The organism is Oxalobacteraceae bacterium OTU3CINTB1, assembly GCA_024123955.1.
Taxonomy (GTDB): domain Bacteria; phylum Pseudomonadota; class Gammaproteobacteria; order Burkholderiales; family Burkholderiaceae_D; genus Rugamonas.
Genome location: CP099652.1, coordinates 1,010,108 through 1,033,523, shown reverse-complemented (window position 1 = coordinate 1,033,523; position 23,416 = coordinate 1,010,108). Strand labels below are relative to the sequence as shown.

Sequence of the window (23,416 nt, the reverse complement as noted above, 5' to 3'; positions counted from 1 at the left end):
ATGAAATTGTCAACGGAACGGGCGGCCCGGCGACACGGCGTAACCAGACTCAGCTCGACCTGATGCCGCTGACCTCTTTCGTTGTTTTGGTTGTTTTGGTTGCCACGAAGTCGTAGCGGAGTACAATGAGGGAACCAGGAACAGGAGGGCGTCATGTCGAAACAGGGAGCTGCAAAGCTGGGAGACCCGAAAATCTCACGTCCCATCATGAAGTCGAAACGCACCCATCACGCGCCAACTTCGGCGCAACCAAAAAGTGAAAAGCAAATCACAACTGGCGGGATCATCAGCGGGAGCGCCGATCTTGGCGATGGCTACTTTTTGGTTTATATCAAGGACACGCCCAATCGTGAACCAAAAGAAAAAGCTTCCAAAGTGGATTCACTACTGCTGGAGTTTCAGCGTGCCCCTGATGTGCGTTGGGAACAAGTAGCTGACATTTTCGCTCGCCTCCAACACCAGTCCGCCACTGAAGTAATTTCGAAAGCCCCCGGAATCGATGCCCCAGCCAGCGAGGACGCAATTCGAAATGAAAACGAGGAATTTCTTGACCAGTTTGCGAAAAAGGAACTCGAACACAGATCCAAACTAGAGGAGAAAGGAGAGTTGATTGACTCTGGCGCGCTGGCTGATCGAATGGGCTTGACTCGACAGGCGATTAACAAAGCCGTAGCCGAGATGCGGATGTTCTCTCTGGATGGCGAGTCCGGCAAAAAACTCTATCCAGCATTCTTTGCAGACGCCAGCATAGATCGCCGCAAGCTCCAGGCTGTGAGCAAAGCGCTCGGTCATTTGGCGGGGTCAAGCAAATGGCAATTCTTTACGAATCCGCGTCTCTCGTTAGGAAAAAAAACGCCTGTAGAGGCGCTTCGAAAGGGAAGGTACGACGAAGTATTGGCTGCGGCGACCGCGTTTCTGGAGGCTTGATTGGGTGCCCTTCGTTTAAGAAAGCCTGACAAATCTCTTTCAACAAACACAGATATCGCAATAGTGCCATTGCCAGTACCGGAGTTGTTGAGGATTTCGGGCTTTGAAACCGGCGAACCTTACTTCGGTAAAAGCGGCGCGAACCGCTTCGATGCGCCAGGCTGCGCATGTGGCGCAGCCGAATATTCTTGTTGCTATCTCGGCCTTAGTTTTGACGTCGCACTTGCGGAATCGCTGCTCCATGACGCAGTACCAAGGAGAGGTAAATTCGGCATCGCTAAGTCAGAAATTGACAGACGCTGGGTGCATCGTTTTTCGGCACATTTGAACCTGTTCGATTTGACAGGTCACTTACTGATAAAAATGGGCGGGCATGCCGCGCTGACGGGCACCAGCAGCTACAAGATATCGCAAACGTGGGCGAAGGCTGTCTTCGACAACCCTCTCAACGTTGACGGCTTCATTTATGTGTCCCGCCATCTACCGAACGAACAAGCTGTGATCCTCTTTGACAGGGCGGCAAGCAAGCTGATCCCGGTTGGACCTGCAATACCGCTCGCTCAAGCACCGGAGCTGGTGCGGGCGATAACCAGCTTTAGTATCAGTGTGACCTGATGTGACCACGCCTCAGAAAGCGAGCTTACTCCGCACCAATATACCTTCAAGCGAACTGGCTGAAATCCGGCTTGCGCTTCTGGAAGAACGCGGTGAACGCCTCCTTGGCCTCAGGCGCCGTCAGCATCGCGCTGAACAGCCTGTTCTCGGCGGTGATGGTTTCGCTGACGAGCGCGTTGCGGCTGGCCTTCATGAGTTGCTTGGTGGCGCGGATCGAGCTGGCCGGCAAGGCTACCAGCTTGGCCGCCTGCCCTTGCGCGAACGCCAGCAACTCGGCGGCCGGCAACACGCGCGACACCAGCCCCATTTCCATCGCCTCCTGCGCCAGGAACGCTTCGCCCAGCATCAGCTTTTCGGCCGCGCGCGGATAGCCGGCGATTTGCGTCAGCAGCACGCTGGAGGCAAACTCCGGGCACAGCCCCAGCTGCGCGAACGGCATCGAGAACTTGGCCGTGTCGGCGGCGTAGACCAGGTCGCAGTGCATCAGCAAGGTGGTGCCGATGCCGACGGCGGCGCCGGCCACGGCGGCGACCACCGGCTTGGTCGTGCCGGTCAATGCCATCATGAATTTGTACACCGAACGGTCTTCGAGCGCGCCGGTCGACGGCGACGTTTTCATGAAGTCTTCCAGGTCATTGCCGGCAGTGAAGATCTCCGGCTTGCCGACGATCAGGATGGCGCGCACGGCCGCGTCCTGCTCCGCTGCGTTGATGGCGTCGGCCATGGTCTGGTACATCGCGGCGGTGATCGCGTTCTTGCGTTCCGGGCGGTTGAATTCCAGGGTCAGGACGCCGTTTTCCTTGCTGCTCAAAATATCCATGCTATCTCCATATGACAAGGGCGCCGTGGTTGCCCGACAGCGCCCTCTTTTTGATTACCCGGTCAGATTTATACGCGTTCGATGATACCGGCCGCGCCCATGCCGGCGCCGACGCACATCGTCACCATGCCGTACTTCAGGTTGTTACGGCGCAGCGCGTGCACCACGGTCGCGGCGCGAATCGCGCCGGTCGCGCCCAGCGGGTGGCCCAGGGCGATCGCGCCGCCCATCGGGTTCACTTTCGCCGGATCCAGGCCCAGGTCGCCGATGACGGCCAGCGCCTGCGCGGCGAACGCTTCGTTCAGCTCGATCCAGTCCAGCTGGTCCTGGGTGATGCCGGCGGCCTTGCAGGCGTCGGGAATCGCGAACTTCGGACCGATGCCCATGATTTCCGGCGGCACGCCCTTGACGGCGAACGACGAGAACTTGGCCAGCGGCGTCAGGTTGTGCTCGCGCAGGAATTTCTCCGACACGACCAGCAGCGCGCCGGCGCCGTCGGACATCTGTGAGCTGTTGGCGGCGGTGACCGAACCCTTGGCGGCAAACACGGGCTTCAGCTTGGCCAGCGATTCCATCGTCGAGTCGGCGCGGGCGCCTTCGTCGGTGTCGACGGTGCGGGTCTTGACCTTGATCTCGCCGGTGCTCAGGTCCGGCGTACGGGTGATGATTTCGACCGGCGTGGTCTCGTCCTTGAAGAAACCGGCCTGCTGCGCGGCGATGGCGCGGCGGTGCGATTCGACGGCGAATGCGTCCTGCGCTTCGCGCGACACTTTCCACTGCGTCGCCACTTTCTCGGCGGTCAGACCCATGCCGTAAGCCATGCCGACGTTTTCGTCGGTGAACATGTTCAGGTTCATCGATGGGTGGTGGCCCATCATCGGCACCATCGACATCGATTCGACGCCGCCGGCGATCATGGCGTCGGCTTCACCGACGCGGATGCGGTCGGCGGCCATGGCCAGCGCCGTGATGCCCGAGGCGCAATAACGGTTGATGGTGACGCCGCCGACGGTCTTCGGCAGGCCGGCCAGCAGCACCGCTTGACGGGCGATGTTGAAGCCCTGCTCCGCTTCCGGGAACGAGCAGCCGATGATGGCGTCGGTGATCAGCGCCGGGTCCAGGCCTGGCGCCTGCGCCAGCGCCGATTGCAGCACGCGCACCAGCAGGTCGTCCGGGCGGGTCTTGTTGAACATGCCGCGCGGCGCCTTGCCGATCGGGGTGCGGGTGGCGGAGACGATGTATGCGTCTTGAATTTGTTTGCTCATTATGTTCTTCCTGTTCAGTATCGGTCGGCGGCTTAGTTGCGGACCGGCTTACCGGTTTGCATCATGCCCATGATCCGCTCTTGCGTCTTCGGATGGTTCAGCAGTTCCAGGAAGGCTTTACGCTCCATGTCGAGGATCCACTGCTCGCTGACGAACGAACCCTGGTCGATGTCGCCGCCGGAGACGATCTCGGCGATCATGTCGCCCAGCTTGAAGTCGTGCGCGGAGATGAAGCCGCCGTCGCGCATATTGACCAGTTGCGCCTTGATGGTGCCCCAGCCGTAGCGGCCGGTGACCTGGATCGGCGTCTTCAACGGCGGACGATAACCCTTGTCGAACATGGCGCGCGCTTCAACCTTGGCCACGTGCAGCAGCTCGTACGGGTTGAAGACGATGACGTCGTCTTCCTTCAGGTAGCCCATCGCCTGCGCCTCCAGCGCAGACTTCGACACGTTGGCCGTGGCCGCGTTGGTGAAGCCGGTTTTCAGGAATTGCAGGATGTCGTTGCCCTTGGCTTCCTTGAAGGCGCGCAATGCCGCTTCCTTCAGGCCGCCGCCGGCCGGGATCAGGCCGACGCCCACTTCGACCAGGCCGATGTACGACTCGATCGAGGCCACGCGCTTGGATGCGTGCAGCGCCATTTCGCAACCGCCGCCCAGCGCCAGCCCGGCCACGGCGGCCACCACCGGCACGTTCGAGTATTTCATCGCCATGAAGGTGTTTTGCAGTTCGCTGATGATCGGGTCGACCGCTTTGGCGCCGCCCTGCATGAACGCAGGCAACGCCGATTGCAGGTCGGCGCCGGCCGAGAACGCGCCGCCTTCGGCCGCGTCCGAATTCCAGATGACCAGGCCCTTGAAGTTCTTCTCCGCTTCGGCCAACGCCTTGCGGTAGCCGGCGATGACGCCAGGGCTGATCACGTGCATCTTGGTTTTGAGCGAGATGATCAGCACGTCGTCGCCGGTGTGCCACAGGCGCACGTCGTCGTCTTCATGCACGGTGGTGCCGGCTTTCTTGCCGTCGATCTCGCCGCTACCGAACACCGGCGCGCGGAACACCTGGCGGTCGTAGACCGACAAAGTCGAGCGCGGCACGAACGATTTCGAGACGGCCGAGTACGAACCTTCCGGCGTGTGGACGCCGCCTTTTTCAGCGACCGGGCCTTCGAACACCCAAGCCGGCAGCGGTGCGTTGCACAGCGCGTTGCCGGCGTCGATGTCTTCCTTGACCCATTGGGCGACTTGCGTCCAGCCTGCCGCCTGCCACGTCTCGAACGGACCGGTGGTCCAGCCGAAGCCCCAGCGCATGGCGAAGTCGATGTCGCGCGCGTTGTCGGCCACGGTGTCGAGGTGCACGGCGATGTAGTGGAAGGCGTCGCGGAAGATCGCCCACAGGAACTGGCCCTGTGGGTTGGTCGATTCGCGCAGCGCTTTCATTTTCTTGACCGGATCTTTTTCCTTCAAGATGCGGGCGATGATGTCGGCGGCCTTGCCGCCGCCGGCGACGTATTCACCGGTGGCGAAATCCAGACGCTGGATGTCCTTGCCGACCTTTTTATAGAAACCGGCGCCGGACTTCTGGCCCAGCGCACCCTTCTCGACCAGCTTGGCCAGCACTTCCGGCGTCTTGTAGACGGCGGCGAAGGGATCGTTCGGCAGGTTGTCCTGCATGGTTTTGATCACATGGCCCATCGTGTCCAGACCGACGACGTCGGCGGTGCGGAAGGTGCCCGACTTGGCGCGGCCCAGCTTGGCGCCGGTCAGGTCGTCGACCACGTCGACGGACAGGCCGAACTTCTCGGCTTCGTGCACGATCGCCAGGATGCCGAACACGCCAACGCGGTTGGCGATGAAATTAGGCGTGTCTTTCGCGCGCACAACGCCCTTGCCCAGCGTGGTGGTCAGGAAGCCTTCGAGCTGGTCGGCGATTTCCGGCTTGGTCGCTTCGGTCGGGATGATCTCGACCAGATGCATGTAGCGCGGCGGGTTGAAGAAGTGCACGCCGCAGTAGCGCGATTTCAGGTCGGCGTCGAAACCTTCCGACAACTTGGTGATCGAGAGGCCCGAGGTGTTCGAGGCGAAAATGGCATTGGCGCTGATGTGCGGCGCGACCTTCTTGTACAGGTCGTGCTTCCAGTCCATGCGCTCGGCGATGGCTTCGATGATCAGGTCGCACTCGGCCAGCTTGGCCAGGTCGTCCTCGTAGTTGGCCACTTCGATCAGCGCGGCGTGGTCCTTGTTGCCCAGCGGCGCCGGCGACAGTTTCTTCAGGTTCTCGATGGCTTTCAGAACGATGCCGTTCTTCGGGCCTTCCTTGGCCGGCAGGTCGAACAGGACGACGGGTACTTTGGCGTTGACGCAGTGGGCGGCGATTTGCGCGCCCATCACGCCGGCGCCCAGCACGGCTACTTTTTTAACGATGAAATTGGTCATGTCGTTTCCTCTAGTCTCTTAGAACAGGTCGGCGTCGAGTGCCATCAGGTTGGCGGAACCCGAACGTGCCTGGCGGATCAAGGTCGCGGTTTCAGGCTGCAGGCGGGCGAAGTAGAAGCGTGCGGTCGCCAGCTTGGCTTTGTAGAAATTGTCGCCGCTGTCCTCTTTGGCCAGTGCGATCTTCGCCATCTGCGCGAAGAAGTAGCTGTATACCATATGGCCGACAACCCGCAGGTACGGTACGCAGGCGGCGCCGACTTCGTCCGGATTCTGGAAGGCTTTCATGCCGATTTCCATGGTCAGCTTGGTGACTTTGTCGCCCAGGTCGCCCAGCGGGGTGATGAATTCGCTCATCGCTTCGTCGGTGCCGTTGTCTTCGACAAACGCCTTGATCTTCTCGCCGAACTTGCGCAGCTTGGCGCCGTTGTCGCCGAGGATCTTACGACCCAGCAGGTCGAGCGACTGGATGGTGTTGGTGCCTTCGTAGATCAGGTTGATGCGGGCGTCGCGCACGTACTGCTCCATGCCCCATTCGGCGATGTAGCCGTGGCCGCCGAACACTTGCATCGCTTCCGAGGTGGCGATCCAGGCGTTGTCGGTGATGAAAGCCTTGACGATCGGCGTCAGCAGCGCGACTTCGTCGGCCGCTTCCTTGCGCACTTCTTCGTCCGGGTGGTGCAGTTCGCGGTCGATCTGCAGCGCGACGTAGGAAGTGAAGGCGCGCGCGCCCTCGGCGTAGGCCTTACCGGTCAGCAGCATACGGCGCACGTCCGGGTGCACGATGATGCGGTCGGCCGGCAGTTCCGGATTCTTCACGCCCGACAGCGAGCGCATTTGCGTGCGGTCCTTGGCGTAGATCAGCGCGTTCTGGTAAGCCACTTCGGTCAGGCCCAGCGACTGCATGCCCACGCCCAGGCGGGCCGCGTTCATGAACACGAACATGGCGTTGAGGCCCTTGTTCGGCTGGCCGATGATCCAGCCCTTGGCGCCGTCCAGGTTCATCTGGCAGGTCGAGTTGCCGTGGATGCCCATTTTTTCTTCGATGGCGCCACAGGTGATCGGATTGCGTTCGCCGACCGAGCCGTCTTCCTTCGGCAGGAACTTCGGCACCAGGAACAGCGAGATGCCTTTCGAGCCTTCCGGCGCGTCCGGCACGCGGGCCAGCACCAGGTGCAGGATGTTTTCAGCCATGTCGTGCTCGCCGGCCGAGATGAAGATCTTGTTGCCGGTGATGGTCCAGGAACCGTCGGCCTGCGGCAGCGCCTTCGAGCGCAGCAGGCCCAGGTCGGTGCCGCAGTGCGGTTCGGTCAGGCACATGGTGCCGGTCCACTCGCCCGACACCAGCTTCGGCAGGTAGGTTTTCTTTTGGTCGTCGGTGCCGTGTTCCTTCAGGCACTCGTAGGCGCCGTGCGACAGGCCCGGGTACATGGTCCAGGCCTGGTTGGCCGAGTTCAGCATTTCGTAGAACGAGTTGTTCAGCAGCACCGGCAGGCCCTGGCCGCCGTATTCAGGATCGCACGCCAGCGCGGCCCAGCCGCCGTCGACGTATTGCTTGTACGCTTCCTTGAAGCCTTTCGGCGTCGTCACGGAGTGGGTCGCGGCGTCGTGCTTGCAGCCTTCGCGGTCGCCCGAATGGTTCAGCGGGAACAGCACTTCCGACGTGAACTTGCCACCTTCTTCCAGCACCTGGTTGATGATGTCGGCATCGATTTCGGCGTAGTCCGGCAGTGCCTTCAGTTCTTCTTGCACATTGAGCAGCTCGTGCAGCACGAATTGCATATCCCGGATTGGCGCGACGTATTGACCCATGTTTATTCTCCTGATGACTACTAAAATTAGTTTAAATGCGTTGTTTGTTATTGAGGAACTGCCTGGGGGACCTCTGCATTACGGTAGGAAACGATCAAGCGTTCGAAGCCGACGCCGGCGCGCTCCAGGCTGCCCGGAATGCGCAGGAAACGCGCATCGTGGTGCAGGGCCAGGATCAGGCCGTACATCTCGTAGACCAGTTGCTGCGGATCGGTGTCCGCTTGCAGGTCGCCGCACTCGATGGCTTGCTTCACGCAGCGCAGCAACGCGCCCTGCCAGGCGCCGACCATCGCCATCAACTCCTCGCGGATCGGACCCGGACGGTCGTCGTACTCGACCGCGCCGCTGATGTAAATGCAGCCCGATGCCACTTCCACACTGACACGTTTGACCCAGCGCGCGAACATCGAGCGGAGACGCTGCAAACCGCGCGGCTCCTTCACGCTGGGGAAAAACACTTCCTGCTCAAAACGGTGGTGATACAGCTTCAGCACTTCCAACTGCAAATCTTCACGCGATCCGAAGTGCGCGAACACGCCGGATTTGCTCATGTTCATCTTATCCGCGAGCAATCCAATGGTGAGGCCTTCGAGGCCGTCCCGGCTGGCCAGGTCCAGCGCCACATCCAGGATCGCCGCGCGAGTCAGCTCGCCCTTGCGCATAAATTTAGTTGAGGTATTAATAACTTGCATCCCAAGGTGTAGTTACATGGAGAAAAGAACATTTTGCTCCACTTCGTTTACTCCGTGTGAAAAAATTGCGAACGCTCGTACTATTATCCACTGGGGGATAAAAGTCAAACAGTACATTTAGAGGTGGGGGTCTATTGCTGCGACGCAGCAATAGAGGATGCATGAAGGGAATACGGGAAGCCGCTCACAGGCGGCTGACGCCTGTTATGAAAGCTTGCCCATTTGACGGCGGTCGCGCTTGGTGGGACGGCCTTTGAAACCGGCGCTCGGCTCGCGGAACATCTTGCGGTTCTCGGCCACGTTGGCGCGCCGCTCGACGCTCTCGTCGGTTTCTTCGTACAAATTGCGGGCGATCGGCGCCGCCTGCCGCACGTCGGACAGGTTCATCACGTCGATCTCCCAACGGTCCGAGCCGTTGTCAATGTCCAGCTTGTCGCCGATGCGCACCGTCCGCGCCGGCTTGACCTTGTCGCCGTTGACCTTGACCTTGCCCGCGTCCACCGCGTCCGTGGCCAGCGAGCGCGTCTTGAAAAAGCGCGCCGCCCACAGCCATTTATCCAGTCTGACACTATCGCTCAAGCGTATTTCCCCACGGAGAACAACCGCATCACGGTCCGGTAAAACACGAACGCGATTTCGTAACCGATGCGGCGGAAGCGCCCGACGTGCTCGAAGTCGGCATAGCTGATGACCACGCCGTCGGCCACGGCCGCCTCGATGTGCTGGCGCAGGTTTTGCGCGAAGGCCGCATCCTTGATGATAACGTTCGCTTCCTGATTCAAAAACAGGCTCAAGCCGTCGACATTGCTCGAACCCACGGTCGCCCAGTCGTCGTCGATGACGGCCACTTTGGCGTGCAACTGGGTTTTGTGATATTCCACCACTTTGACGCCGGCCGCAAGCAGCTTCGGGTAGAACGAGTGCGCCACCGCGTCCTGCAGCCAGATCTCGCCCACGCCGATCAGCAACACCACCTCGACCCCGCGCTCGGCGGCGGCGGCCAGCGCGTGGCGGAATTTACGGCCAGGCGCGAAATACGGGTTGGCCAGCATCACGCTTTTGCGCGCGCGGCCCAGCGCCTGCAGATAGGCGCGCTGTATCGTCCGGCGGTTGCGCAGGTTGTCGCGCACCACGAAGCCGGCGTGCACCATGTTGGCGGCGGCAATCTTGTTGACCTTGCGGGCATCGCGGTACAGACTGATGCGCTTCATTAAGCCCATCTTGCCCAGGCGTTGCCACTGCGTCTGCGCCTCCAGATGGATCGACGCCACCAGCGGGCCGCGCACCTGCACCGCGAAGTCCCAGCGCGGCGCCGACAGGCTGATCGCGTGGTTGTAGTCGCAGAACATGTCGTCGTTGATGTTGATGCCGCCGACCAGCGCGATCTCGCGGTCGACCACGCAGATCTTGCGGTGCGTGCGCGTGATGCCGCGCGTAAACCACGGATTGAAGATGCGGTGGTGCACGCCGGCGGCCTCGAGCTTCTCGTGCATGCAGTTGATTTTGCGGCGTCCGGTGCCCCACCAGTCGGTGATCATGCGTACGTCGACACCGCGCCGGGCGGCGGCGGACAACGCGGCCAGGACTTTTTGGCCGGTCTCGTCGTCGGCGAAGATGTAGGTCTCGAAATAGACTTCGTACTGGGCCGCGTCGATCGCGCCGATCAGCGCCGGGAAAAACTCGGTGCCGGTGTACAGCAGCGTGACTTCGTTATCGGCAAGCAGTTTGACGGAGCCCATGGCGTGCCCTACCCCAGCGACAACGACGCCACAATGGGCGCGTGGTCGGACAGCTTGGCCCACAGGCTGCCATGCATGACCTCGGCTGATTCCACCTTGAAGCCGCGCACGTAAATGCGGTCGAGCCGGAAGAATGGCAGCGCCGACGGGAAGGTGCGCGCCGGGTTGATGGTGGCCTTCAGGCTGGCCTTGCGGCGCAAGGTGCGCAGAATGCCGTCGACCTGCGCGTTGGTGCCCAGCTCGTCAAAGGCCTCGACCACGCCCAGCGCGTTGCGCAGCTCGCCGCTGAGGGTGTTGCGCCAGTCGTTGAAGTCGCCTGCGATAATGACCGGCTCGCCGTCCGGCGCCGACTCGCGCACGGCCGAAATCAGCGCCTGCGTCTGCCGGCGGCGGCCCGCCTCGAACAGGCCCAGGTGCACCACGTAGCAATGCACCAGCCCGTGCTCGGTGTTGAGCACGCAATGCAGGATGCCGCGCTGTTCGTAGGCGTGGTCGGAGACGTCGTGGTTGGCCATGTTGGCGATGGGGAATGCGCTCAGCAGCGCGTTGCCGTGGTGGCCGTGGTCGTAGACCGCGTTCATGCCGTACGCGGCGTGCAAATGGCGCGACTCGCCGGCGAAATATTCATGCTGCGCCGCAGCGGGCCAATGCTTCTGGCCCAGTTGTTCGGCGCCGTACTTGGCGGCCTTGAGGTCATGCTTGCCTTGTACCTCTTGCAAAAAAACCACATCGGCATTGAACAGGCCGATAGCCTGTTTTAGTGCCAGCACACGCGGCTCGGCGCGGATGGAGGACACTCCCTTGTGAATATTGTAGGTGGCAACTCGGATTTTCATACGGAACATTCTAACCCCGAGTGCGCCTGCGCGTGTGTTCGCCTACGCACACAGCGATCCGCGCACGGTTAGCCCGGATCGTCCTCATCAACCCGCTTGCCGTTGGCGGCGAAGCCGCGCAGCATGCCGGCCACGCTGAGATCCTCATCGAAGCGCGCCCAGTGCAGCGCGTCGCCGGCGCCGACGATTTCCCATTCATCCAGCTGCACGGAGGTGGCGCCCGCCAAGCGCGGATACCATGCCAACGGCGTGCTGATGCGTCGCCCGTCCATCAGCCCGACCACCAGCGCCTGGTCCTCGAACACCACGGTCCTGATACGCTCGTCAGGCGTAGTAGTCATTCCAGATCCTCAGAAAATCCAGCCGGTACTCGACGATGATGCGGGTGATCTCGCGCACTTCAAGCGGGCTGAAGCCCACGTTGCGCACCACCGTCGTGCTCTCGATCCAGAACTTGGCGGACTTGCGGTCCTTGTCCACATGCAGGTGCGGCGGTTCGCCCGTGACCTGGCTGTGAAAATAGAAACGGTAACCTCTGAGCCGCAACAGCGTCGCCACAACATCCCCCGGAAGGTGCTCCGAATTCCAAAGTATGCGCGGCACAGCCCGCCGCTATTTGATGCGGCACAATCTCGCCCGGTGGCCAAAAACGGGGGCCGGCGACCGTCCAACGGCGCCGGCGGAACCGTCTTAGGCGAAGACCGGATCGTGGCTGAAGCTGCCCACGCCGACCAGCACCAATTCCGGCGCGCCGGCAACCACGCCGGCGGCCAGCGTGTTGGTGGTGTTCAATACGGTGGTCTGGTAGGCGATCACGCTGGTGTTTTGGTCGACACCGTCGAGCATGGCGCGCGCCACACCCGCAGCGACCGCGCCGGCGTAACCGGCCACTTCGCGTGGCTGGTCGAGGCTGGCGGTGAAGTTGGCGGCGACGGTGACGCGGTTGGCGATCAGCGCCGCGTCGATCAGCCCCTGGGGCGTGGTGTTGCGTTCCGCGCCGGACATGATGCTCAGCGCGGCCAGCCCGCGCGCCAGGCCGTTGTCGGCGTCGAGCGCATTCGTCCAGAAATTCAAGCCTTCGGCGGCGGGCGCCCTGCCCAGCAGATGCTGGTAGATCGCCGTGACGAACTCCCTGTTGGTGCCGTGATAAAGCGTGGCCGACTCGGTGCTGTTGCCAAAGCCGTTCACCAAGGTCTTGACGGTGTTATCGGTCTGGTAGGCGGAGGTGAACTCGGCGATCGTGGTGGGCACTCTGGCCGCCGCGAACTGCGCCACCATATTGGCCAGGCCGCCGGCGTCGGCCGGCCGGCCGAAATAGCCGACATAGAATTTTTGCGCCAGCGCGACATATTGCGCCTGCAGCGGATCGTCGGCCAGACTGGCGGCGCCCAGCGACAGCGTGCCGTCGGCCAGCGCCAACCGCTCGATGCCGGTGAGCGTGTCGCTCTGGCCCGGATTGGCGCGCGACGTCACGGTGTAACCGCCGTTGCCGCTGGCGGCGATGCTGTAGGCGCTAAAGTTGCCGCTGTAGACGGCCGTGTCGATGCCGGCGCCGCCATCGAGGGTATTGCTGCCGCCGTTGCCCTGCAGCCGATTGGCGACGCCGTTGCCGATCAAGGTGTCGTCGCCGGCGCCGCCGATGGCGTTCTCGATCACCGCGCCGAAGGCGATGGCCAGGTTGTCCGTGCCGTCGTAGACCCCCACCGGTGGCGGACTGGACCAGTTGAAACCCGCAGTGCTGTCGGAGGGGATGTGAATCGACGAGTAATGCCCCTGCTGTAAGTCGATCTCGCTGCCCGCGCTGAAATTGGCGATGGAGATGGTGTCGTTGCCGCCGGCGTCCCAGATCGTGCGCAGAAACGGCGTTGCCGTATCGAAGGTGTAGGTGTCGTTGCCGGTGTGGTAGGTCATGTTGGCGCCGTACATATACTGGATCGCGGCGATGTCGTACAGCATCGGGGTATCGGGCGCAACCTCGTGGGCGGTCCACGAGCGGCCGCTGGCGGTGACCGTGACATCGATGAACTGGCTGTAGAGGGCGCTATCGTAGGCCATGATCGAGAATTGATGGTTGGCGAGCAAGGGGTTGATCACCGTCCCGTCCTCGAACGGATGCTTGAGGCCCAACGCATGGCCCAACTCATGCATCAGCGACATGTAGTTGTAGCTGCCCACCGTCCAGTCGGGGTCGGTCACGCCCGACGGACCGGCATGAATCCAGATATCGCCGCCGCTCGGGTGCACCGCGTTCGGATAGTACGCCCACCCCCAGGCGGTCGAACCGTCGCTAACCGGTTCCGCCGACGAGGTCCAGCCGAAACGGATATCGCCGACGGCGGCGCTGCTTTCCTGGATCCTTGCAGGGGTGATGTTGGCGACGCTGGACCAAGCCCCCAGCGCCGCCGCAGCGGCCGCCTGCTGGACAGCGTTCAGGCCGAAATGCTGGGTGCCGCTCGGCTCATCGAGCTGCGAATACGCGGTGCCGCCCGAACCGCTGTAGGTGGCGTCGACCGCCGTGGTCCACGGAAAGCTGTAGGTGACGGTGGCGCCGGTGCCGGCCGCGCCGCCCCATTTGAAGCTGGACAACAGGGAATCGATCAGGACGACATCGGCGTCCGGGACGAACGACGTGGGGCTGGAGGTGGTGGGCGTGCTCATGAATGACTCCGGTGACGGGCCATTGCCCCTGTCACAAGAGTATAGTCAATGAATTTCCGACGGGCAATAAATAAACGCCGGAATGACTCATTTCATAACAATTTGTTGCGGCAGTTGCAAGATCGCCTCGGCGTTGGAGAAAGAAAAACATTTATCGGCCGCTTCCAGGTGCGGCATCCACGCGTGATGGAGATGCTCGCGCGGACTGAGCGTGATGGCGATATCGCGCGGCACTTCCACGCTGAACACATGCTCGGTGTTTTCCGTCACCCCCGGCGCGTAGCGATGGCGCCAGACCGGGTAGATGGTGTAGATATTGGACAAGTGCCAGTCGCGCAGCACGATGCGCTCGCCGTCGGCGACGATGCCGGTTTCCTCGAACAATTCGCGCGCGGCCGTCTCCAGCAAAGGCTCGTCAACGGCGTCGAGCGAACCGGTCACCGATTGCCAGTAACCTGGCTTGTCGGCGCGTTCGATCAGCAGCACTTGCAGGTCGGCGGTGTGGATCACCACCAGCACGGATTCGGGTATCTTGTATGGCATAAGCTTCAGGCAAAAGAAAAGGCGCCACGTGCGAACGTTGGCGCCTTTTCATTATGCCAGACTAATTAACTGGCGACTTTCGGCTCGACGGCGCGCAGACGGATGTGCAGTTCCTTCAACTGCTTCTCGTCCACTTCCGACGGCGCCTGGGTCAGCAGATCCTGCGCGCGCTGGGTTTTCGGGAAGGCGATCACGTCGCGGATCGAATCGGACTTGGTCATCAGGGTCACAATACGGTCCAGGCCGAAGGCCAGGCCACCGTGCGGCGGCGCGCCGTATTGCAGCGCGTCGAGCAGGAAGCCGAATTTCAGGCGCGCTTCGTCGGCGTCGATCTTCAACGCGCGGAACACTTTCGACTGCACTTCCTCGCGGTGGATACGGATCGAACCGCCACCCAGTTCCCAACCGTTCAAGACCATGTCGTAGGCCTTGGCGATGCAGGCGCCCGGATTGGTTTCCAGCATGTCCTCGTGGCCGTCCTTCGGCGCGGTGAACGGATGGTGGGTCGCGGTCCAGCGGTCGTTCTCTTCGTCGTGTTCGAACATCGGGAAGTCGACCACCCACAGCGGCGACCAGACGTCGTCGAACAGGCCGGCGTTCTTGCCGAACTCGCTGTGGCCGATCTTCACGCGCAGCGCGCCGATGGCGTCGTTGACGACCTTGGCCTTGTCGGCGCCGAAGAAGATCAGGTCGCCGTCTTCGGCGCCGGTCATTTCGATCACTTGGGCGAGGGCGGCGTCGTGCAGGTTCTTGACGATCGGCGATTGCAGGCCGTCGCGGCCCTTGGCCTTTTCGTTGACCTTGATGTACGCCAGGCCGCGCGCGCCGTAGATGGCCACGAACTGCGTGTAGGCGTCGATTTCCGAACGCGGCATGTCGGCGCCCTTCGGCACGCGCAGGCCGACCACACGGCCGTTGGGCATGTTGGCGGCGCCCGAGAAGACCTTGAAGTCGACGTCCTTCATCACGTCGGTCAGATCGGTGAACGACAGCTTGACGCGCATGTCCGGCTTGTCCGAACCGTATTTGCCCATGGCTTCGGAGAAGTCCATCACCGGGAACGGGTTCGGCAGGTCGACGTCCATCGTGTTTTTGAAGACGATGCGGATCATTTCCTCGAACAGGTCGCGGATTTCCTGTTCGGTCAGGAACGAGGTTTCGCAGTCGATCTGGGTGAATTCAGGCTGGCGGTCGGCACGCAGGTCCTCGTCGCGGAAGCACTTGGTGATCTGGTAGTAACGGTCGAAGTTGGCGACCATCAGCAACTGCTTGAACAGCTGCGGCGACTGCGGCAGCGCGAAGAAGCTGCCGGCGTTCACGCGCGACGGCACCAGGTAGTCGCGCGCGCCTTCCGGGGTCGACTTGGTCAGCATTGGCGTTTCGATATCGATGAAGCCCAGGTTGTCCAGATACTTGCGCACTTCCATCGTCACCTTGTAGCGCAGGCGCAGGTTGTTTTGCATCTGCGGACGACGCAGGTCCAGCACGCGGTGGGTCAGGCGGGTGGTTTCGGACAGGTTGTCGTCGTCCAGCTGGAACGGCACGGCAACGGAAGGGTTCAGCACCTCCAGTTGCGAGCAGACGACTTCGATCTTGCCCGACTTCAGGTTGGCGTTGACGGTGCCGGCCAGGCGGTCCTTGACCACGCCGGTCACGCGCAGGCAGAACTCGTTGCGGACGTGTTCGGCGGCCTTGAAGACTTCGGCCTGTTCCGGATTGCAAACGATCTGTACCAGGCCCTCGCGGTCGCGCAGGTCGATGAAGATCACGCCGCCGTGGTCGCGGCGACGATGTACCCAGCCGCACAGGCTGACGGTTTGGCCAAGCAGCGCTTCAGTGGTGAGGCCGCAGTAGTGAGTACGCATTGAGGACATGTTATTTCTCGGTTCAGGTTAGATTGCTCGTGAATTCGGTGTGTTGCTGATGCTGCGTTATTTGCTGACGACTTGGATGGCTTGGGGCACGCTTTCCGGCGCCACCACGCCCATCGAGACGATGTACTTCAGGGCGGCGTCGACCGACATGTCGAGTTCGACCACATCCTTGCGCGCCAGCATCAGGAAAAAGCCCGACGTCGGATTCGGCGTGGTCGGCACGTAGACGCTGACGTAATCGCCCACCAGATGGTTCTTGACGTCGCCGCCGGGCGTGCCGGTCAGGAAGGCGATGGTGTACGAGTTCTGGTGCGGATACGGGATCAGCACCGCCTTGCGGAAGGCGTTGCCCGACGACGAGAACAAGGTGTCCGACACTTGCTTGACGCTCGAATAGAGCGAGTTCACCAGCGGAATGCGCTTGAGCAGCTTTTCCCACATGCGCACCACGTAGTTGCCGACCAGGTTGTTGGTCAGCAGGCCGGTCAGGAACACGATCACGATCGTCAGCAGCGTGCCCAGGCCGGGGATGTCGAAGCCGATCAGCGTATGCGGCTGCCAGCGCTCCGGCACGAACAGCAGCGACTGGTCCATCGTGTTGATGACCAGGCTCAGCACCCAGGCGGTAATCGCCAGCGGCACCAGGATCAGCAGGCCGGTAATGAAATATTTACGCATCGAAGACTCTTATATGGGTGCTCATGTGGGTGGAATGACGGGCGGCAGCGGCCGGACCGCTGCCGTCGTTCAGGCCGTTCCCGTGCCGCTCGCCGGCTTGGCGGGCGCGCTCGCAGCCGCGTCCGCCTTGGGGGCGTCGGCCTTGGCCGCACCGTCCACCGGACCGGTGGACACGCCCGTCGCCGGCGGCGTGCCGCCACGGAAATCGGTCGCGTACCAGCCGGTACCCTTCAGCTGGAAACCAGCTGCGGTCAATTGTTTCTTAAACGACTCCTTGCCGCACGACAGGCAAACAGTCAGCTGCGGGTCGGAAATCTTCTGCAAGACATCCTTGGCAAAACCACATGCCTCGCAGCGGTAAGCGTAGATCGGCATCTATTACTCCGCAAAAATCATCAAAACCCTGAATTATAAAGCTTTTTACACCGCCCTAGCCTGTTTCCTGCGGTCAAGTCCGTCGACGCCAGATCATCCAGCGCTCCTTGCCTTCGAAGACCGGGATGGAATCGCTGACCGGGTCGTCGGCGACGCACTCGAAATCTTGCCGCAGCAATGCATCCAGCTGCTCGCGGGCGATGCCGAACGGCGGCCCCTTGAGCGCGTCATCGAAGAAGAAGTAGCCGGCCAGCAGCGCTCCGGCGGGCAACAACTCGGCCCAGCGCGTCGCCACCCTGGGCCACATCGCGCGCGGCATGGCGCACAGGAAGGCGCGCTCATATATCAGCTGCAACGGCTTTGCCGGCTGCCACGCAAAGAAATCCGCTTCGACCACGCGATCCGCATGCTCGCCAACAGCGAGCTTACCTGCCCGCACTGCCTGCGGCGAAAAATCGATCGCGGTCGCATCCCACCCCGCCCCGGCCAAAAACGCCAGCTCGTAGGCCGAGCCGCAGCCGGGTATCAGGGTGACCATGGGCGCGTTGGCGGCGACAAAGTCGCGCAGCGCCAGCGGCACCCCGCCCCGATCCCATGGCGTGAAGTTGCGCGCGAAGCGTTCATCCCAGAACGCCGGCGACATCGGATCGCGCTGCTGGAACTCGGCCATGGTCAGAGCAGATGGTGCCAGCGCAGATACAGCTGGAAGCCGGCAACGCCCAGCCCGAACGCGCCGCCAACATAAATCACCAGGCTGAGCAGACGGTTGGTGCGCTGCTGTTCGTGGATCAGCACTTTGATCAGCTCGCCGTTATCGGTTGGCTTTTCGCCCTGCTGCTCCAGCGCCCGGTGCACCAGGCGCGGCAGTTGCGGCAGGATTTGCGTGTAGCGCGGCGCCTCGGCCTTCAATCGCTGCAACAAGCCCTGCCAGCCGACCTGCTCGGCCATCCAGTTTTCCAGATATGGCTTGGCGGTCTTCCACAGGTCGAGGTCGGGGTCGAGCTGGCGACCCAGGCCTTCGATGTTGAGCAGCGTCTTTTGCAGCAGCACCAGTTGCGGTTGCACTTCGACATTGAAGCGGCGCGAGGTCTGGAACAGCCGCAGCAGGATCTGGCCGAAGGAAATATCCTTCAGCGGGCGGTCGAAGATCGGCTCGCAGCAGGCGCGCACGGCCGATTCGAGTTCGTCGACACGGGTTTCCTTCGGCGCCCAGCCCGATTCGATGTGGGCTTCGGCCACACGCTTGTAGTCGCGGCGGAAGAAGGCCAGGAAGTTTTGCGACAGGTAATCCTTGTCGTAGTCGTTGAGCGTGCCGACAATGCCGAAGTCGAGCGCGATGTAGCGGCCCAGGGTTTCCGGCTCGATCGACACCAGGATGTTCCCCGGATGCATATCGGCGTGGAAAAAGCCGTCGCGGAACACTTGCGTGAAGAAAATCTCGACGCCGTCGCTGGACAGTTTTTTGAGGTCCACGCCGGCCGCTTCCAGCTTGTCGATCTGCGACACCGGCAAGCCGTGCATGCGCTCCATGACGATCACGCTGTTGGAACAATAGTCCCAGTACATTTCCGGCACCATCAGCAGCTTGGAGTCGGCGAAATTGCGCCGCAGCTGGCTGGCGTTGGCGGCCTCGCGCATCAGATCCAGCTCGTCGTGCAGGTATTTGTCGAACTCGGCGACGACTTCCTTCGGCTTCAGGCGCTTGCTGTCGGCCCAAACGCGGCCGACCCACTCGGCGGCGATATGCATCAGCGCGACGTCCTCGTCGATGGATTTCTTCATGCCCGGACGCAGCACCTTGACCGCGACCTGCTTGCCGTCCTTCAAGGTGGCAAAGTGCACCTGCGCGATCGACGCCGACGCCACCGGGGTGCGCTCGAACGAGGCGAACAGCTGGTCGGGATGGGCGCCCAGCGATTTGCGGATCTGCGCGATGGCCAGGTCGGAATCGAACGGCGGCACCCGGTCCTGCAGGCGCGACAGCTCGATCACCAGGTCGGCCGGTATCAAATCGCTGCGGGTCGACAGCACCTGGCCGAACTTGACGAAGATCGGTCCCAGGTCCTCGAGCGCCATGCGCAGGCGCACGCCGCGCGGCGCGGAGATGTCGCGCCAGAAAATGATGGTGTCGATGAGTTTGGCGGTGCGCGGCACTTTGAGGCCGGAGATGGCGATTTCGTCGAGACCGTAACGAATGGCGACCCGCAGGATTTTCAGCAGGCGTAAAAATTTCAAAATCATTGGGTTCCCAGTTTCTGTTCCAGTTTGGCCAGGCGCTTGGCGGCCCGTTCCACGTCATCGCGCAGGCGCACCACGTCGGCCGAGAATTGCTCGACCGCCTGCGGGCGTATCAGCACCTGTTTTTCATCGAGCAGGAACTCGGCGACGTTTTCGGCCAGCTTCTGGTGGCCCGTCTTGACCGCCTCGAACGCGGCCTTGGCGCCCGAGACCATGCGCACAGCCGCCACCGGGCCGACCACTTTTTCCAGGTCGGATTCCGCTTCCCAGCGCAGCGACGTGCTCAGGCTGGAGATGGCGTTGGCGAAATCGGCGTCGCCCTCGATGCGCACGTAGGAAAACGCGCGTTCGCGGTTTTGCGCGATCAGCGGCAAGTCCGACAGTTTGACCCTGATGGTAACCCGGGCCTGCTCGTCCGCCGGTGCGGCCTCGAACATACCGTCGGCCGTCACGCGCAGGCGCAGCGCGACGGTGCCGGCATCGATGCAGGCGACCTTGCCGGCGTGGCGACGCAACTGCTCTCGCGCCCACGGCTCCTGCGCCAGCAAATGGTTGACGGCCGCGCTGGCAGGCGCGGCGGCCGATAACAGGGCGGAAAAGTGGCTGAAATTCAGTGGGGTCATCGGTAGGTCGTCGCTCAACAAGTTCTTTACGCCAGAAAAACAAAACCGCCCGGAAAGCGGGCGGTCTCGATCTTACCAGTTCGCCGGGATTTCCCGGTGATTAGGCCAACTGTTGAATACCAGCAAGCAACCAGCCCGAGGCGCCGGAGATCGGCTTGGTCAGGTTCCACACCTCGTTGAACGGCTCGGCCAGCGCGTCCGGCGCCGGCTTGATCATGCCGGTGAACTTGACGCTGGCCAAGTATTCGGTTTCGCTGGTCTCGATGCCCAGCAGCTCGGCGTCGATGCTGACGACGTCGGTGTAATCCTTTTGCGCGCCGCGCTCGTTGATTTGCATTTTCATTTCAGCAAACACTTCAGGCGTCGTGAACTCGCGGATATCGGCGGTGTCGCCCTTGTCCCAGGCCGCTTGCAGGCGGATGAAGTTGCTCTTGGCAACGCGCAGGAACGACACGGCGTCGAAATCGCCCGGCACGCCCCACGGGGTGTGCGGCACCGGCGCGGCTTGCACCGGCTGGTATTGCTGCTCAGGCAGGCGCGAACCGATTTCCGGCGTGCCGCCGCTCGCAGGCGCGGTATAGGCGTTCGCGTTGTTATACGCATTGTTGTTGCCGTTGAAGTTGCCGCCGAAATTGCCACCTGCCGGGGCCACGGTCGGCTGCGACTTGCGGCGGAACATGCGGAAGATGAAGTACGCGGCGCCGGCCAGCAACGCCAGCATTAGCATCGTGCTCAGGATGCCGGCCATCGCGCCGCCGATGCCCAAGTGCGAGAACAAGGCGCCCAGGCCCAGCCCCAGCAGCGCGCCGCCGAGGATACCTTTCCACATGCTTGGGCGCTTGGCCGGCATGGCGTTCGGTGCGTTTTGTGCGTTGGGTGCCGGCGCAGGCGCGGCCTGGCGCGGTGCGGGGGTCGGCGCGGCGGCCGGCGGCATGCGGTTGACGTTTTGCGACTGGCGGCCGATCGAACGGTTGCCGCCGGCGGGACGCGCGGTCGCCTCGGCCAGCATCGTGAACGCGGACAGCGCAACAACCGCGCTGATCATCAGTTTTTTCATGTTCATGGTCATTCCTACAGTATTTACAGTTTGATACCGGTGTGTAAAGCGGCCACACCTGCCGTCAAGTTGTAATACGTTACCCGTTCCAGACCCGCCTCTTCCATCATGGTCTTGAGCGTGTCCTGGTCCGGGTGCATGCGGATCGACTCGGCCAGATAGCGATAGCTTTCAGCGTCGCCGGCAATCTTCTGGCCCATCCAAGGCAGCACCTTGAATGAATAAATATCGTACGGTTTCTGCAAAGGCGTCGCCACCTTCGAAAACTCCAGCACCAGCAACTTGCCGCCGGGCTTCAATACGCGGCGCATTTCAGCCAGCGCCTGGTCCTTGTGGGTCATGTTGCGCAGCCCGAAGGCGACGCTGACGCGGTCGAAATAGTTGTCCGGAAAGGGCAATTTCTCCGCGTCACACAGTAAGGTGGGGGTCAACAGGCCGCGATTCAAGAGGCGGTCGCGGCCGACGCGCAACATCGACTCGTTGATGTCGGTCAGCCAGACCTCGCCCGTCGGGCCGGCCTGCTTGGCGAATACCTTGGCCAGGTCGCCCGTGCCGCCGGCGATGTCGAGGCACTTGAAACCGGGGCGCACGGCCGCGTTGGCGATGGTGAACGTCTTCCACAGACGGTGCAGGCCACCCGACATGACGTCGTTCATGATGTCGTACTTGGCGGCGACGGAGTGGAAAACCTTGGCAACTTCGCGGACTTTGTCGTCTTCCGCGACGGTTTTGTAACCGAAATGAGTGGTATTTGTCATGGTGGCAGGCCTGTTAGTTTGCCTGCATTATACAAGCGCACGGGGTTTTTTCCCTTCCGCGCGCCCTTGGACGCCTATCGGGCCGATTGTGGGGGCAGATGGCGCCACTCGAGCCCAAGCGCGGCGCGCTTGCGGAAGCCCTTCCACAGGCCAGGATCGGGCTTGATGGTGCCGTCGGCGGCCAGCGGCGGTAGCTCCAGATACGGCTGCAACGCCTGCGCCTTGAGGTGGATGCCGAGGAAGGCCGTCACGAAATGCTGGTTGATGTTGTTGATGCGGCGGCTGTCCCACACCGGCTCGGCATAGGACTGGAAATCGTCGAAACTGGACCACATCGCCGGCGACGGCGGGTTTGGCGCCGAGTTGTGGCGAGCGCCCTGGTAGGTCAGCAGGTAGCGGTCCGCATTGACGGCGCCCTCGAAGATACGCACCACGCCATCCTTGTAGCCGGCCACGTCGTCCTGGTCTCCGGTAATGAACAAGGTTGGCGTGCGCACGCCGGCCAGCCCATCGGCATCCCATACCTTGTGCGCGCCGCCCCAAGGGGCGAACGCCACCACCGCCTTGATGCGGGCGTCGCGGTGCGATGCGTAGTCCGCGTTGCCCTGCTGGTTCACGGCCAGCTTGCCGCCGGGGACAAACGCGGCGGCGGCGGCACTCACGCCCGCGCCGACGGTGTTCAGCGCGCCGTATGCGCCCATCGAGTAGCCGATCAAAGCGGTATTGCCGACATCGACCACGCCGGCGAGGAAGTTGCCGCTGCCCGGCTTGGCCCAAGCCGTCACGCTGTCGAGCACAAACAGGTCGTCCAGGCGGCGGTTCAGCAGGGTGCTGGCGAAACCGGCCTTGTCGGCGCGGGTGGATTCGGGATGGTCGATCGCCACCACGACGTAGCCCTTCGACGCCAGGTTCTCGGTCAGGTAGCTCATTTGCAGGCGCGAACCGGGATAGCCGTGCGAGACGATCACCAGCGGATAGCGTCCGGCGACCGGCGCCGCGTCGCGCGCCGCGCGGCCGTTGAACTGGAATGGCGTGTTGGGCCGGGCGGGATCGTTCGGACCGGAGCCCAACACATCGTTATAAACCGTATGTTCCTTTTGTCCCGCCGCAAGGGTGGCCGGATACCAGACTTCCAGTGTGAGCTTGCGGGTGTAGCGCGGATTCGGATTGGCGTCGCTGTAACGGAGCACGTCTATCTGGTCCGCATGCTCGGCGACCAAGGTGCGCACGCCGACCGGCAACGAGCCGCGCGCGGCCAGTTCAGGCGCGTCGGGACGGAAGTCGCCGAAGTATTCTTGTGCGTGCAATGGCGCGATGAATGCCGATACGGCTACCGCCGCGATCACAATCCTGCTAGCTACCTTCATCTCACATCCTATTCTAAACATAGCTTAACCACGGAGACACGTAGGGCGGATTAGCGAAGCGTAATCCGCCAATGCGTGCGTTTCGACGGCGCACGCATTGGCGGATTACG

23 protein-coding genes are annotated in these 23,416 nt (G+C 62.3%); 2 read left to right on the top strand and 21 right to left on the bottom strand.

The features are described from left to right. Positions 1–153 precede the first annotated feature (153 nt). Entirely contained in the window at positions 154–927 is a 774-nt protein-coding gene (locus tag NHH73_04490) for a hypothetical protein (protein USX27568.1), read from the top strand. Continuing rightward, positions 928–1,542, top strand: coding sequence for an RES family NAD+ phosphorylase (locus tag NHH73_04485; GenBank protein ID USX27567.1), 615 nt, complete (start codon positions 928–930; stop codon positions 1,540–1,542). A gap of 46 nt (positions 1,543–1,588) precedes the next feature. On the opposite strand, the gene NHH73_04480 is transcribed toward NHH73_04485, so the two are convergent. The 21 genes from NHH73_04480 to NHH73_04380 form a co-directional block, all read right to left on the bottom strand. Further along, a complete protein-coding gene (locus NHH73_04480; GenBank protein USX27566.1) occupies positions 1,589–2,362 on the bottom strand; it encodes an enoyl-CoA hydratase in 774 nt (257 codons plus the stop codon). Between the two features lie 68 nt (positions 2,363–2,430). Next, the gene (locus NHH73_04475) at positions 2,431–3,627 is read right to left on the bottom strand and encodes an acetyl-CoA C-acyltransferase (protein USX27565.1); all 1,197 of its coding nucleotides are present in this window, start codon (positions 3,625–3,627) and stop codon (positions 2,431–2,433) included. Between the two features lie 32 nt (positions 3,628–3,659). Beyond that, positions 3,660–6,059, bottom strand: coding sequence for a 3-hydroxyacyl-CoA dehydrogenase/enoyl-CoA hydratase family protein (locus NHH73_04470; GenBank protein ID USX27564.1), 2,400 nt, complete (start codon positions 6,057–6,059; stop codon positions 3,660–3,662). 18 nt (positions 6,060–6,077) lie between these two features. Further along, positions 6,078–7,868, bottom strand: coding sequence for an acyl-CoA dehydrogenase C-terminal domain-containing protein (locus NHH73_04465; protein ID USX27563.1), 1,791 nt, complete (start codon positions 7,866–7,868; stop codon positions 6,078–6,080). A 47-nt stretch (positions 7,869–7,915) separates the two neighbouring features. Beyond that, a complete protein-coding gene (locus NHH73_04460) occupies positions 7,916–8,530 on the bottom strand; it encodes a TetR/AcrR family transcriptional regulator (protein USX27562.1) in 615 nt (204 codons plus the stop codon). A 234-nt stretch (positions 8,531–8,764) separates the two neighbouring features. Further along, the gene (locus NHH73_04455; GenBank protein ID USX27561.1) at positions 8,765–9,139 is read right to left on the bottom strand and encodes an RNA-binding S4 domain-containing protein; all 375 of its coding nucleotides are present in this window, start codon (positions 9,137–9,139) and stop codon (positions 8,765–8,767) included. Beyond that, positions 9,136–10,299 carry a cardiolipin synthase ClsB gene (clsB, locus tag NHH73_04450; GenBank protein USX27560.1) on the bottom strand — a complete coding sequence of 388 codons (1,164 nt, stop codon included), beginning with the start codon at positions 10,297–10,299 and terminating at the stop codon, positions 9,136–9,138. Before clsB ends, NHH73_04455 begins: the two co-directional genes overlap by 4 nt. A gap of 8 nt (positions 10,300–10,307) precedes the next feature. Further along, complete coding sequence (locus NHH73_04445) at positions 10,308–11,135, bottom strand: endonuclease/exonuclease/phosphatase family protein (GenBank protein ID USX27559.1); 828 nt, start codon at positions 11,133–11,135, stop codon at positions 10,308–10,310. A 68-nt stretch (positions 11,136–11,203) separates the two neighbouring features. Then, positions 11,204–11,476, bottom strand: coding sequence for a DUF2442 domain-containing protein (locus tag NHH73_04440; GenBank protein ID USX27558.1), 273 nt, complete (start codon positions 11,474–11,476; stop codon positions 11,204–11,206). After that, positions 11,460–11,681 (bottom strand): DUF4160 domain-containing protein, encoded by a 222-nt coding sequence (locus NHH73_04435; protein USX27557.1) that lies wholly within the window; start codon positions 11,679–11,681, stop codon positions 11,460–11,462. The genes NHH73_04440 and NHH73_04435 overlap by 17 nt, the downstream gene beginning before the upstream one ends. Before the next feature lie 144 nt (positions 11,682–11,825). After that, positions 11,826–13,793, bottom strand: coding sequence for a M10 family metallopeptidase C-terminal domain-containing protein (locus tag NHH73_04430; protein USX27556.1), 1,968 nt, complete (start codon positions 13,791–13,793; stop codon positions 11,826–11,828). Positions 13,794–13,880: 87 nt separating this feature from the next. After that, positions 13,881–14,336: a dihydroneopterin triphosphate diphosphatase gene (nudB, locus tag NHH73_04425; protein ID USX27555.1), complete on the bottom strand. Its 456-nt coding sequence runs from the start codon at positions 14,334–14,336 to the stop codon at positions 13,881–13,883. Positions 14,337–14,401: 65 nt separating this feature from the next. Further along, complete coding sequence (gene aspS / locus NHH73_04420) at positions 14,402–16,201, bottom strand: aspartate--tRNA ligase (GenBank protein ID USX27554.1); 1,800 nt, start codon at positions 16,199–16,201, stop codon at positions 14,402–14,404. Between the two features lie 66 nt (positions 16,202–16,267). After that, a complete protein-coding gene (locus NHH73_04415; protein USX27553.1) occupies positions 16,268–16,888 on the bottom strand; it encodes a DUF502 domain-containing protein in 621 nt (206 codons plus the stop codon). A 69-nt stretch (positions 16,889–16,957) separates the two neighbouring features. Then, a complete protein-coding gene (locus NHH73_04410; GenBank protein ID USX27552.1) occupies positions 16,958–17,263 on the bottom strand; it encodes a zinc ribbon domain-containing protein in 306 nt (101 codons plus the stop codon). Between the two features lie 73 nt (positions 17,264–17,336). Then, positions 17,337–17,933 (bottom strand): TPMT family class I SAM-dependent methyltransferase, encoded by a 597-nt coding sequence (locus NHH73_04405; protein USX27551.1) that lies wholly within the window; start codon positions 17,931–17,933, stop codon positions 17,337–17,339. Positions 17,934–17,935: 2 nt separating this feature from the next. Continuing rightward, on the bottom strand, positions 17,936–19,504 hold the full coding sequence (gene ubiB / locus NHH73_04400) for a ubiquinone biosynthesis regulatory protein kinase UbiB (GenBank protein USX27550.1): 1,569 nt from the start codon (positions 19,502–19,504) through the stop codon (positions 17,936–17,938). Beyond that, the gene (locus tag NHH73_04395) at positions 19,501–20,124 is read right to left on the bottom strand and encodes an SCP2 sterol-binding domain-containing protein (protein ID USX27549.1); all 624 of its coding nucleotides are present in this window, start codon (positions 20,122–20,124) and stop codon (positions 19,501–19,503) included. Before NHH73_04395 ends, ubiB begins: the two co-directional genes overlap by 4 nt. A gap of 100 nt (positions 20,125–20,224) precedes the next feature. Continuing rightward, positions 20,225–21,187: a Tim44-like domain-containing protein gene (locus NHH73_04390; protein USX27548.1), complete on the bottom strand. Its 963-nt coding sequence runs from the start codon at positions 21,185–21,187 to the stop codon at positions 20,225–20,227. 17 nt (positions 21,188–21,204) lie between these two features. Next, positions 21,205–21,939, bottom strand: coding sequence for a bifunctional demethylmenaquinone methyltransferase/2-methoxy-6-polyprenyl-1,4-benzoquinol methylase UbiE (gene ubiE, locus NHH73_04385; GenBank protein USX27547.1), 735 nt, complete (start codon positions 21,937–21,939; stop codon positions 21,205–21,207). A 74-nt stretch (positions 21,940–22,013) separates the two neighbouring features. Continuing rightward, the gene (locus NHH73_04380; GenBank protein USX27546.1) at positions 22,014–23,306 is read right to left on the bottom strand and encodes a dienelactone hydrolase; all 1,293 of its coding nucleotides are present in this window, start codon (positions 23,304–23,306) and stop codon (positions 22,014–22,016) included. Positions 23,307–23,416: the final 110 nt, after the last annotated feature.